The sequence below is a fragment of the Amycolatopsis stemonae genome (assembly GCF_054781455.1).
The window spans coordinates 224,693-236,968 of sequence record NZ_BAAGUJ010000003.1 but is presented as its reverse complement, the minus strand read 5'-3'; the positions used below and the strand labels follow the sequence as shown (position 1 = coordinate 236,968).

Annotated in this window: 10 protein-coding genes; 6 read left to right on the top strand and 4 right to left on the bottom strand. The window is 73.1% G+C overall.

Annotated elements, in window-relative coordinates:
• Positions 1-57: 57 nt before the first annotated feature.
• Positions 58-1,002: an oxygen-dependent coproporphyrinogen-III oxidase gene (gene hemF / locus ACYVLJ_RS12900; RefSeq protein WP_460438805.1), complete on the bottom strand. Its 945-nt coding sequence runs from the start codon at positions 1,000-1,002 to the stop codon at positions 58-60.
• Between the two features lie 39 nt (positions 1,003-1,041).
• Positions 1,042-1,479: a PPOX class F420-dependent oxidoreductase gene (locus ACYVLJ_RS12895; RefSeq protein WP_460438804.1), complete on the bottom strand. Its 438-nt coding sequence runs from the start codon at positions 1,477-1,479 to the stop codon at positions 1,042-1,044.
• Between the two features lie 118 nt (positions 1,480-1,597).
• Between ACYVLJ_RS12895 and ACYVLJ_RS12890 the strand changes: the two genes are divergently transcribed.
• From ACYVLJ_RS12890 to ACYVLJ_RS12875, 4 genes are read left to right on the top strand one after another with little or no spacing between them, the layout of a single operon-like run.
• On the top strand, positions 1,598-3,073 hold the full coding sequence (locus ACYVLJ_RS12890; protein ID WP_460438803.1) for a hypothetical protein: 1,476 nt from the start codon (positions 1,598-1,600) through the stop codon (positions 3,071-3,073).
• Positions 3,073-3,873 (top strand): hypothetical protein, encoded by an 801-nt coding sequence (locus ACYVLJ_RS12885; RefSeq protein ID WP_410669302.1) that lies wholly within the window; start codon positions 3,073-3,075, stop codon positions 3,871-3,873. The genes ACYVLJ_RS12890 and ACYVLJ_RS12885 overlap by 1 nt, the downstream gene beginning before the upstream one ends.
• A gap of 11 nt (positions 3,874-3,884) precedes the next feature.
• Positions 3,885-8,339 (top strand): coiled-coil domain-containing protein, encoded by a 4,455-nt coding sequence (locus ACYVLJ_RS12880; RefSeq protein WP_460438802.1) that lies wholly within the window; start codon positions 3,885-3,887, stop codon positions 8,337-8,339.
• A gap of 38 nt (positions 8,340-8,377) precedes the next feature.
• Positions 8,378-9,169 carry an LLM class oxidoreductase gene (locus ACYVLJ_RS12875; protein ID WP_460438801.1) on the top strand — a complete coding sequence of 264 codons (792 nt, stop codon included), beginning with the start codon at positions 8,378-8,380 and terminating at the stop codon, positions 9,167-9,169.
• Here ACYVLJ_RS12875 and ACYVLJ_RS12870 read toward each other — a convergent pair.
• Entirely contained in the window at positions 9,166-9,645 is a 480-nt protein-coding gene (locus ACYVLJ_RS12870) for a YybH family protein (RefSeq protein WP_460438800.1), read from the bottom strand. The two genes, ACYVLJ_RS12875 and ACYVLJ_RS12870, sit on opposite strands and share 4 nt — an antisense overlap.
• Before the next feature lie 39 nt (positions 9,646-9,684).
• Between ACYVLJ_RS12870 and ACYVLJ_RS12865 the strand changes: the two genes are divergently transcribed.
• Positions 9,685-10,029 carry an ArsR/SmtB family transcription factor gene (locus ACYVLJ_RS12865; RefSeq protein ID WP_451975510.1) on the top strand — a complete coding sequence of 115 codons (345 nt, stop codon included), beginning with the start codon at positions 9,685-9,687 and terminating at the stop codon, positions 10,027-10,029.
• Here ACYVLJ_RS12865 and ACYVLJ_RS12860 read toward each other — a convergent pair.
• Positions 10,010-10,654, bottom strand: a complete 645-nt coding sequence (locus tag ACYVLJ_RS12860) for a LysE family translocator (RefSeq protein WP_451975513.1) — start codon at positions 10,652-10,654, stop codon at positions 10,010-10,012. The genes ACYVLJ_RS12865 and ACYVLJ_RS12860 overlap by 20 nt on opposite strands.
• 71 nt (positions 10,655-10,725) lie before the next feature.
• On the opposite strand from ACYVLJ_RS12860, the gene ACYVLJ_RS12855 reads away from it, so the two are divergent.
• On the top strand, positions 10,726-11,907 hold the full coding sequence (locus ACYVLJ_RS12855; protein WP_460438799.1) for a winged helix DNA-binding domain-containing protein: 1,182 nt from the start codon (positions 10,726-10,728) through the stop codon (positions 11,905-11,907).
• Positions 11,908-12,276 lie beyond the last annotated feature (369 nt).

Sequence of the window (12,276 nt, the reverse complement as noted above, 5' to 3'; positions counted from 1 at the left end):
CACGGGCGCTCACCCTGGGTGAAGAAGGGTTTCCCGCTCACCGGGGCGCCCCGCGCCTCAGCCGACCACCCGGGCGTCCGGCACCGCGGTCTCGCCCGCCCAGTCGCGCGGCACGAGGAACGAAGCCAGCTCGGCCTCGGGGCTCCCCGGCTCCGGCGTGTACTCGAACTCCCACCGCGCCAAGGGCGGCAACGCCATCAGGACGGCCTCGACGTATCCCCCGGTCTGCAGCCCGAACCGCGTCCCGCGGTCGTGCACGAGGTTGAACTCGACGTACCGGCCGCGCCGGTACAGCTGCCACTGCCGCTCGCGTTCGCCGTGGGGAAGGACCTGGCGCCGCCGCACGATCGGCAGGTACGCGGGCGCGATCGTCGCGATGCCCGACGCCGCGAAGGCCGCCGCGCGGCGCCAGCCGTCCGGGCCCGGCGGGCACAGGTGGTCGAAGAAGATGCCGCCGATGCCGCGCGTCTCGTCGCGGTGGGGAAGGCGGAAGTAGTCGTCGCACGCGCGTTTCGCCTGCGCGTGGAACGCCGGGTCGAAGCCGTCGCAGTAGTCCCGCAGCGTCCGGTGGAAGTGCGTCGCGTCCTCGGCGAAGCCGTAGCACGGCGTCAGGTCCGCGCCGCCGCCGAACCACCACGTGCCGCCGGATTCGAAGTAGCGGTAGTTCGCGTGGAACGCCGGCACGTAGGGGTTGCGCGGGTGGATCACGACCGACAGCCCGGTCGCGAAGAACCCGCTGTCCGGGTCGAGACCGTGCTGCGCGGCGACGGCCGCCGGGACGCGCTCGCCCTGCACGGCCGAGTAGTTGACGCCGGCGCGCTCGAAGACGTCGCCGTTCTCCAGCAGCCGCGCCTGCCCGCCACCACCTTCGGGCCGCTGCCAAGCCGACCGCCCGAAGCGAGCCCCGCCGTCCAGCCGTTCCAGCTCCGCGACCAGCTCCCGCTGGCCCGAGCTCATGATCGCCTTGACGGCGTCGCGTCTGCCATCCTCACCCGAAAGCATGACCCCACCCCCGCGGGCGAGGGTACCAGCGAAAGCAGGTCAGCCGGCGATTTCGGCCCGCGCGACGACCTTCGTGATCTTCGCCCGGACGAGGGACTCCTCAGGCACGGCGTTGCGCTTTCCGTACTCCTCGGCGCGCTCGGCGCCCATGTACCGGGCGCCGAGGCGGGTCGCCCAGGTGAGCATGTCGTCGAAGTCGTGCGTCAGCCGCGCTTCGGCGGTGATCTGGACGTACGAATACGGCGGCTTCTGGTCGTCGACGGCCAGGGAGATGCGGCCGTCGCGGGCGATGGCCTTGCCCTTGAGCGTCTCGGTGCCGGTCGTGAAGATCAGCTCGTCGCCGTCGGGTCCCTCGTTCAGCAGGAACCAGATGGGGGTCACGATCGGCGAGCCGTCCTTCCGGACCAGGCCCAGCATGCCCGTCCGGGTCCCCTCGGACGCGAACTGCCACCACTCTTCACGGGTCATCTCACGCATGAGGGGGACGTTAATGCAAAGACCGCGTCGCGTCAGCGTCACCGTTGAGGGTGGTGGTGGGGGCATGGATGGAGTCACCCGCGCGTGCGCAGAGGGTGGCCGACTAGCCTGGCCTGCTGTGCGAGACGACGAGACCGGGGGAGCGGGCCTGGCCGACGAGGGGCTGACGCGCCGCCTCAAGGCGCTGGCCTGCACCGCGCCGCTGCACGACCTGGACGCGCGGAAGGCGAAGCTCGACTGGGCCGACGCGACGATCTACCAGATGGCCGAGATCGCGCTGCACACGATCGACCAGGTCACCATCGCGATGGACTTCGACACCGGCGCCGGCCACGACGAGGTCATCGACCGGCTGCTGCCGTTCATCTCGCAGCAGGCGCCCTCGCGCATGCCCGAAGAGCACGTCCGCGTGACCAAGTGGGTGCTGGACAACCTGATCAACGTCGGCACCACCGACCGCGGCTTCCGGCGCGTCTACGGCTCGATCGGGCCGGGCGGCTACCAGCGGCGCCAGTTCGACTTCAAGCTGCTCGTCGAACTCGCCGCGCCCGACGGCGAGGTCTACCTCCGGGCCACCGACGAGGCCATCAACGTCCTGGTCGGCGCCCTCGACACCGACGTCGAGTCGGCGCAGATCGCGGCCGAGGTCAAGCTCGAGAACCTCATCAACCGCGGCCGCCTCGCCGACGCGAAGCTGGCCGCCGAGCAGGCCCGCTACCGGACCGTCCAGTACGGCGAGACGCTGCGCGCGAAGCTGGACGCGACCCGCCGCGACGTCCGGTCGGTCGACTGGGAGCGCGAGGTCCCGGAGCTGCTCGACAGCGCGCTGAGCCACATCGAGGCCCGCTTCCGCGCCGAGAACGCCATCCTCAAGAACATCACCACCGCCCGCGACGAGACCGAAGACCTCGACCGCAAGCGCCGCGCCGCCGAACTCGTCGACATCGTCGGCGACTGCATCCGCCGGCACACCCGCCTGCAGTCCCGGCTCGCCGACGCGGGCGCGGTGTTCCGCGCCGAGCAGGACCGCCAGCAGTTCTCCGGCCCGCCCCAGCGCGCGACCCTGGATCTCTTCGGCCAGCTCCTGGTGCCGACGCTCGGGCTCCCGCTCGCCGACGCCGTCGCCCCGGCCGAGCACTTCTTCCACGCCGTCGCGGGCATCACCGCGCCGGTCGTGCCGTCGCTGTCGTCCCTGGTCTCGCTGCTGCTGCGACCCGCACCGGAGCGCGACCAGCTGGTCGGCGAGATCCCCGAACCCGAGCTGATGCCCGCCGAGATCACCGACAAGTTCGGCGACGACGTCTGGCGGCGCGCCGACGAACTCCTCGACCTGCCGGAGGTGCCGCGACGGCTGTCCGGCCTGCTCGAGGAAGCCCGCCGCAGCCGCCAGCCCGGGCTCGCCGCCCTGGTCGCGCTGCGCGCGGTGCACGCCTACAGTCCCGGGGTCGGCGCGGCCCGCCGCCAAGGTGACCGGCAGGTGCTGCTCGCCGTCGACGACGGCACGCTCCTGGACGACCCGGAGTTCGGCGGCGCCGACCTGCTCCTGTCCACCGCCGCCGTCGAGCGGGCCGACGAAGAAGAGGAAGTCGCGTAATGGCGCTGTCCCACAGCAGCGTGGACGCCGAGGCCGCGGCCCGGCTGGTCGCCTTCGGCATGCGGCCGAAGCAGCTGCCCGCGCGTGACGTCGTCTACGGCGACCTCGTGCGCCGCTACGGCGAGGACAACGCGTTCAAGGCGCTCACCCACGCCGTCGCCGCAGGGCTCGGGCTGATGGTGCTGGAGGTCAACCAGCAGGCCGGCGCGGTCCTCGCGGCCACCGACGAGTCCGTCTTCGAGATCAAGATGGACTCCTACGCCCGGCAGGCCAAGATCCGCGAGCGCCGCGAGACGGAGAAGGTCCTGCACGGCCTGATCCACCTCGCCACCGCCGCGCTCGGCTACCCGCGTCCGGACGACCTCGCCAACGACACCTACATCGGCCGCGTGAGCGTCGAGCAGGTCGACGCGATGGTCCGCGAAGCCGCTCGCATGCTCGACGAGCGCGCCGCGGCCGCCGAAGCCAACAACGACCCCTTGGCCGACGCGCCCGAGCTCGAACAGGCCTGGCGCGCCTACGCCCGCCGTCCCGCGGCCGCGGCCACGAAGGACGGCCGCCTGGCCGCCGACACCACCCGCGGCATGGTCTCCCGCGCGCTGCGCTTCCTCGCCGACCAGGGCTTCCTGGTCCCGGTGAGCGACGAGCAGGGCGGCACCTACCGGACCACACCGCGCTACCAGATCCAGGTCCGCGAGCTCGCGGCCGACGCCGCCTTCGACGACCTGCTCGCGCTCGACGTCGTGGCCGTCGCGAACGCCGGGGGCACGCTGCGCGCGACCTCGTCGGACACGCTGTAAAAGGGGAGTAGATGTACGAGCTTTCGCGGGTCCGCCTGCATTCGGTGGGCCCGGCGGGTGCCCGCTACCAGGACGTCGTGCTCGACTTCAGCGGCGTCGGCGCCAAGATCACCGCGCCCCAGCAGGACGCGCTGTTCAGCGCGGGCATCCACGCGACCGGCCCGGCCGAGTTGCGCCGCCCCTCACCGGCCAGCGTGCTGTTCCTCGAGAACGGCGGCGGCAAGTCGGTGCTCATCAAGCTGATCTTCTCGGTCATGCTGCCCGGACGGCGTCAGGTCGTCGGCACCACCAGCACCAAGGTGCTCGAGAAGTTCGTGGCGGCCAAGGACGTCTCGCACGTCGTGCTGGAGTGGCTGCACGTCGAGAGCGGGCACCGGATCATCACCGGCAAGGCGTCCGAATGGCGCGGGCACGTCGTGTCCGCCGACTCCGAGAACCTCGTCGACTCCTGGTACTGCTTCCGCCCGACCGCCGCCCTGGGCCTGGATTCGCTGCCGATGACGCAGGACGGCCGGCTGCTCACCATGTCCGGCTTCCACGACAAGCTCGCCGCGGCCCAGCTGGCCGAGCCCGAGCTGGAGCTGTCCTGGACCCGCCGCCACCACGAGTGGACCGGCCGGCTCGACACGCTCGGCCTCGACACCGAGCTGTTCCGCTACCAGCGCGCGATGAACGCCGGCGAAGGGGAAGCGGCGGACGCGTTCGCGTTCGGCACCGACGACGCGTTCGTCGAGTTCCTGCTGCGCGCGGTGATTTCCGAGGACGAGCCGAAGGACCTCGCCGAGGTCGTCGCGACCTACGCGCACAACCTGGCGCAGCGCGGGGATCTGTTGTCCGAGCGCGATTTCGTGGCCGGTGCGCTGGATCTGCTGGGTCCGCTCGCCGCCGAAGAAGGCGTCGCGGCGGAGTCGCGGAAGATCGCTTCGTCGGCCAAGGCCGACATGGCCGAGCTGGCCGGGCGCGTCGTCGCGCGCAACGAGCTGGAGAACGCGCGGCTGTCCGGGCTCGAGGACCACGTCACCGAGGTCAAGTCCGCCGAGAAGCTCGCCGAGGGCGACCACCGGCGGCTCGCCGCGGCCGTGACCGAGCTGCGTCGCCTGGTCGCCGTGTTGCGCCTGGACGAGGCCCAGGAGGCCCGCAAGCGCGTCGACGCCGAACTGGCCGAGGCGAAGACGGCCGCCGAGGCCTGGCGCGAGACGGCGACCGTGCTCAACCAGCTGAACGCCGCCCGCAAGGCGAAGGACCTGCGCGAACTCGTCGGCAGCCGTGAGGAGAAGGCGCGGCCGGCGCTGCAGGCGCGCAACGACGCGGCGGCGGCCCTGGCCCGCGGGCTGCACTCGCTGGCGCAGGACGCCCAGCGTCAGGCCGACAAGGCCGAGGCGCACGCGGGCGCGTTGCGCGCGGAAGCCGAGAAGGCGCAGACCGAACGCGACGAAGCCGCCAACCTCGCGGCCGCCCGGCGGGCCGAAGCGCGCGGCCTCACAGCGCGCATCACGGAGCTGCGCGAAGAAGTCCAGAACGCCGTGCGGGCGGGGTTGCTGCCTTCGGGCGCCGACGTCGCGGAGGCCGCACGCGCGTCGCGCGCCGCGGCCGAGTCCGCGACCGCCGAGCTGAAGCGGCGCGAGCAGGAACTCGACCGGGTCGGGACGGATCTTCAAGCGGCACAACGGGCCGTGAACGAGGCCCACCAGCTGGCCGGGACGACCCAGGACCGGTTCGAGCGCGCCACCGAGGACCTCGACCGCGCCCACCGCCGCACCGACGCGCTCGCCGCCGAGGGCCGCCTGGTCGAGCTGCTCGGCGCGGACGACGTCGCGCTCGAAAGCGACCTTCCGGTGCTGCTGGAACGGCTGCGCGAAGCGAGTGCGTCCGTCGAGAAGGAGCAGACGGCGCTGCGGATGGAGGAGTCCGCCGACGAACGCGCGCTCTCGGCGCTCGGCTCCGGCGGGCTGCTGCCGCCTCCCGAGGACGTCCAGGCCGCGCTCGATGCCCTGGAGGAAGCCGGGATCACCGCGTGGTCCGGCTGGCGGTATCTGTCCAAACTGGACTCTTCCCGGCGTGCCGAGGTGCTGGAAAGCCTGCCGCAGCTGGTGTCCGGGGTGCTGTTGAACGACGCCGCGCACGCCGACCGCGCTCGCGAGGTCCTGACGAAGCGGCGGCTGCTGCCGAGCGCGATCATCGCCGTCGGGACCACCGAGTCGCTGCAGTCCGAGGTGCCCGCCGCGCCCGGCGTCGAGTTCCTGGTGCCGCCGAACCCCGCGATGTACGACGAAGAAGCCGCCGACGCCGAACGCGAAGCCGTGGCCCAGCGGCACACCGAACGGCAGCGGCGGCTGGAAGCGTTGTCCGCCAAGCTGTCCGCCGACGGCGCCCTGACCTGGAAGCTCACCACCTGGCGTGAGGACTACCCGCCCGGCGCGATCGCGACGCTGGCCGAGCAGGCCCAGGCGGCCCGTTCCGCACGCGAAACCGCCCGCACCGCGCTCGAGCAGGCCGAGGCGGAATTCGCCCGGTTGAGCGAAAAGAGCACGTCGCTGCGCGAGCGTGTCCCGGAACTGCGGGCGGCCGCGGCCGAAGCCGAGGAGAAGGCGCGACGGCTGGGCGAGCTGGGCACGCGCAACGCCCGGATCGCGGAGTGGACCGAAGAAGTCGAGCGTGCGACGGAGGTCGCCGAGCGCGCCGACCTGCAGGCCGCCGACGCGGCGGGCAAGGCCGCACGGCTGCGCGAGCAGGCGGGGGAGGAGCAGCGCACCGCGGACGGCCACCGCCGGACGGCGACCACCGCGCGTGCCGAGCTGGCCGAGGTCCCGGGCGCGGCCGACGCCGCCGAGGGCCCGGTGCCGTCCGAACCGGTCGACGCGCTGCGCCGGACCTACCTGTCGGCGTCCGAGTCGTACGCCAAGGTGGAGGTCGGCAGCGACCTGCGCAGCGAGCTGGAACAGGCCGAATCCGCCGAAGCGGCCGCGGGTTCGGCCGTCGAGTCCCTCGACGAAGCCGTGCGCACGCGGGCAGCCGAACTGCTGGAGACGCCGGACGGCTCCGACGCCTCGGCCCGTGCGGCCGCGCTGGCACGCGCCCGCCGCGTCGTCGACGGCCTGGAGGACGAGCGCACCGAAGCGATCGGGCTCGTCTCGACGCGGCGTGCCGAACTGGACGCGCTGCCGCTGCAGAACGGCGTCAACGGCGAGAAGCCCCGCGACATCGAGCACGGCCTGGAGCTGATCGACGCGGCCGGGCTGGAGGCGTCGGCGGCCGCGCGGAAGTGGGAAGAGCTGCAGGAACGCCGGGCCGCGGCCGAGGCGACGCTGGAGTCCGCGAAGAACTCCGCGTCGGGCTTCTCGCTGCTCGCGGAGTCGATGGCCCACCTGGTGACCGACCAGGACGCCGTGGCCTACGACGGTGACGTCGAGACGGCGCGCGCCCAGCACGCCCGCCTGAACGCCACCCTGAGCGAGGCGCAGGAAGCCGCCGACGCGGGGGACCGGCGCGTGCGCGCGGCCGCGGACCAGCTCGCGCAGTACGCGACGGAGAAGCGGTTCGAGAAGCTGAGCACGCCGGTCCGGCAGCAGGTCATCTCGGTCAAGCGCGACCAGCTCCCGGCGCACGCGGCCGAGTGGGCCGAGGCGCTGCGGCCGCGGCTGCGGTCGCTCACCGACGACCTCGCCCAGATCGACCGGCACCGCGGCGGCATCATCACGCGCCTGCAGGGCATGGTCGACGGCGCGCTGCGGACGTTGCGCTCGGCCCAGCGCGTCTCGCGGCTGCCGGACGGCCTCGGCGACTGGTCCGGCCAGGAGTTCCTCCGCATCCGCTTCACCGAGCTGGAGGACAACGCGCTCACCGAGAAGCTCGGCGAAGTCGTCGACGAGGCGGCCGTCGGCAAGACCGCGGACGGCCGCGACGTCAAGCGCGACGGGCTTTCCCTGGTGCTGCGCGGGGTCCGGGCCGCGGCGCCCAAGGGTTTCCGCGTCGACATGCTCAAGCCGGACTCGGTGCTGCGGACCGAACGCCAGCGCGTCTCGGAGATCCGCGACGTCTTCTCCGGCGGCCAGCAGCTGACCGCGGCGATCATCCTCTACTGCACGCTGGCGGCGTTGCGCGCGAACAACCGCGGCAAGGTCCGCAACCGGCACTCCGGCGTGCTGTTCCTGGACAACCCGATCGGCCGCGCGTCCGCCGGGTACCTCCTGGAACTGCAGCGCGCGGTCGCCGAGGCGCTGGGCGTGCAGCTGATCTACACGACGGGCCTGTTCGACGCGGGCGCGCTGTCGGAGTTCCCGCTGATCGTGCGGCTGCGCAACGACGCCGACCTGCGCGCCGGCCGCAAGTACCTGTCCGTGGACTCGACGATCCGCAACTCCCTGGAGGACCTGGGCGAACCCGACGGCGTCGCCCGGCTCTCGGCGACGCGCATGTTCTCGCGGCCCGCGGAGCAGGATTCCGCCGAGGACGAACAACCGGCCTGACGCGGAACACGGCGGCGGCCCCGGCGGTTGACGCGCGCATGACGAAGCTGGGGCCGCTGGGGGCCACCCACACCGCACTGGACACCGAAGCCGCCGTGGCGACCGCGGCCGAGCTGGAGGAGCTGGGCTACGCCACGTTGTGGCTGCCCGGCGGCCAGGGCAACAACCTGCCGCGCATCGCCGAGGTCGTCCGCGGGACTTCGCGGATCCAGGTCGCGAGCGGGATCCTGTCGGTCGACCGGGTGCCGTCGGCGGAGGTCGCCTCGACGTACGCGGACCTGCCCGCCGGCCGGTTCGTCGTCGGTCTCGGCGGTGCGCACGGCGCGCGTCCGCTGGCGACGATGAACGACTACCTCGACGAGCTCGAGGAGACGGTCCCCGCGTCGGCGCGGGTCCTGTCGGCGCTGGGACCGCGGATGCTGGGCCTGGCCCGCGACCGCGCGTCCGGCGCGTACCCGTACTTGGTGACGACGGACTACGTCGCGTCCGCGCGGGAGATCCTGGGCACGGGACCGCAGCTTTCGGTGCTGCTGAACGTGGTGGCGGAGCCGGATCCGGCGCGCGTGCGCGAGGTCGTCCGGGGCGGCTCGCTGAAGTTCCTGGCCGGCGTGCCGGGCTACGCGGCCAACTTCCGCCGGATGGGCTTCACCGACGCGGACGTGGCGGAGTTGTCCGACCGGCTCGTCGACGGCCTGACGGTGTGGGGCGACTTCGACGCCGTCGTGGCGCGGCTGCGGGAGTTCCGGGCTGCGGGGGCCGACCAGGTGGTCGTCCCGCTGTCGGACCTGCCGCGCGAGTGGTGGCCGGGCCTGGTCGAGGCCCTCGCCTAGCGGATCGCGGCCTGGTAGGCGGCGAGGGCTTCGGCGTCGTCGATGCTGCCGTGGTGGTGGACCTGCACCCAGCGGCCCGCTTCGTAGGCGAAGCACCGCGTCGTCCGGATGCTCAGCGGGACGGGTTCGGTCACGCGGTACTCGCCGGTCTCGCGGCCGGCGAAGACCGCGTGGCCGTCACCGGAGTACTCGACGATGTCGCCGAAGGTGACCGTGACGCGCGCCGGGCCGGTGAAGACGCGCTCGTACAACGCGGTGATGGCGTCACCGCCGCGGAGGATGCCGCCGAGCGGGTTGTTCAGCTGGGCCAGGGGATCGGTCGTCCAGACGCGGCGGAACGCGTCGAGATCGCGCTGGTTGAAGGCGTAGTAGAACGACTCGAGGGCGGCCAGCGCGCCTTCGCGGCCGGGGGCGGTGGCGGCGTCCAGGCGGTTGCGGGCTTGACGGCCGAAGCTGACGTCGAGATGCAGGGGCACGACGGCTCCTCGGTAAAGTGTTCGATGGAGGTCGACCAGATGAGTGTACGACAATCATCGAACACTGCGCGGGCCCGCGGGCTCACGCACGTGCTGCCCGGGGAGGTGCCGCTCCAGGACGCCCTCGCCGCGGTCGCCGACCCGGTGCGCCGCAGCATCCTGCGCGAGCTGGCGGCCGTCCCGGAGTGGACGAAGGCGTGCGGCACGTTCGACCTGCCGGTGACGAAGGCGACCCGCAGCCACCACTTCGCGGTGCTGCGCGCGGCGGGCCTGATCGAGCAGCGCGACGAAGGCCCCCGGCGCCTGAACCGCCTGCGCCGCCCCGAATTCGACGCGGCTTTCCCCGGGTTGCTGGACCTGGTGCTCAGTCACCCCGGCCGGTGAAGGCCAGCCCGGTGCCGAGGCCGATCATCACCAGGCCGCCGGTGCCGCCCACCATCTCCAGTCGGCGCGGCGAGCGGGCGAACCACGCGCGTGCCGTGCCCGCGACCAGGGCCCAGGCGCTGTCGGTGGCCAGCGCGATCGCGGGCAGGCACAGGCCGAGCAGCAGCATCTGCGCCGGCACCGACCCGGCCGCCGGGTCGACGAACTGGGGCAGCAGCGCGGCGAGGAACACGATCGACTTCGGGTTCGCGAAGCCGACGACGAAGCCGTCACGCAGGACGGTCACGACGCGGCCCGGCGTCGCGCGCACCCGGGCGGCCATGGCTTCGGTGAGCTTCCGCCGGTGCCGGAACGCCTGGATCCCCAGGTACACCAGGTAGAGCGCGCCGGCGATCTTGATCGCGGTGAACACCGCGGCCGACGTCGTGACGAGCGCGCCGAGGCCGAACGCGACCGCGACGACCTGCGTGTACACGCCCGCGGAGTTGCCGACGACGGTGAGCAGCGCGTCGCGCCGGCCGACCGTGAGCGCGCGGCTGATCGTGAACAGCACGCTCGGCCCGGGGACGACGACCATGAGGAACGTCAGGGCGGCGAAGGCCGCGAAGTGCGCACCGGAGACCATGCCGCGAGCGTAAAGCCGCCCCGGGCAGGCGACCAGCGGTTTTTGTCGGTGCCGGATGGTATCAACGGCGGGTGCCTCCTCCGACGATCAGCATCGAGCAGCGCCGGGCCCGCCTCGGCGTCCGCCACCACCTGGCCGCCCCCGCGGCGACGGTGGCCGACGCGGTCGCGGGTGTCGTCGCGCTGCACGCGACCGACCCGGCGACCGTCCACCTCTCGGCGTGCGCGCGGCTCGCGTCGCCCGCGGTGACGGCCCTCGAAGGCGCGTTGTACGACGACCGCACCCTGCTGCGGCTGCTGGGCATGCGCCGCACGGTGTTCGTCACCGGCCTGGACACCGCGGCCGTCGTCCAGGCCGGGTGTTCCGCGGACATCGCCGTCAAGCAGCGGAAGCTCCTGGAGCAGCACCTCGGGAAGCAAGGGCACCCGGAGAACGTGCCGGAGCCGGGGAAGTGGCTGGCGGACGTCGAAGAGGCGGTCGAGGCGGCCCTGCGCAAGCGCGGCTCGGCGACCGCGCAGCAGCTGAGCGAAGACGAACCCCGGTTGCGCCAGCAGTTGCGGATGGCGCCCGGAAAGCCGTACGAGGCGATCGGGAACGTCACGAGCCGGGTGCTGTTCCTCCTCGCGGCCGACGGCCGGATCGTGCGCGGGCGGCCGCGGGGGAGCTGGATCAGCAGCCAGTACGTCTGGCACCCCCTGGACGAGTGGGCGCCGGGGTTGCCTTCGTGGGACGCGGAGGAGGCGCGGGCGGAGCTGGCCCGGCGCTGGCTGCGCGCGTACGGCCCGGCGCCGGTGGCCGACCTGCGCTGGTGGACGGGCTGGACGGCGGGCCAGACGAAGAAGGCGCTGGCGGCGTTGCCGGTTGCCGAGGTAGACCTCGGCGGCGTCCCGGGTGTGGTGTCGGCGGACGACCTCGAGCCGGTGGCGGCACCCCCGCCGTGGGTGGCGTTTCTGCCCGCCCTCGACCCGACCCCGATGGGCTGGCAGGACCGCGACTGGTTCCTGGGCCCGCACCGCCCGGCCCTGTTCGACCGCAGCGGCAACATCGGCCCGACGGTCTGGCTGAACGGCCGCATCGTGGGCGGCTGGGCCCAGCGTCCGTCGGGCGAGATCGCGTTCCGCCTGCTGGAGGACGTGGGCGCGGAGGCCGAGCAGAGGGTGGCGGCGGAGGCGGACCGGTGCGCGGCCTGGTTCGGTGAGGTCCGGGTGACGCCGCGGTTCCGCACTCCGTTGGAGCGTGAGCTGGCAGGGTGAGGTGCCGGGGCCTGGTTCGGTGAGGTCCGGGTGACGCCGCGGTTCCGCTGGAGCGTGAGCTGGCAGGGTAAGTGCCGCGGCCGGCCGGGGAAGCGCGGCTGGCGCAACCGGCTCGTTCCCGTAACCGGCCCGGGCCCCCGGTTCGGCGGTCGCTGGATCGGTCGAGTCATGGACCTCACGCCCGCGCCGGAGCGCGCCCGGCGCGGCCCGCGAATGCTGTCGAAGCCCTCCAAAACCGGACCGTGGCTGAATCGTTCCAGTCGCCAAATCCGGTCCCGCATCGCCGCCGCGGGCACCCGGCGTGGCCAGCCGGAATGGGGAGACCGAAGAGCCGGCTGGTCCACCGTGGTCCACCCGCGAAGACCCCGG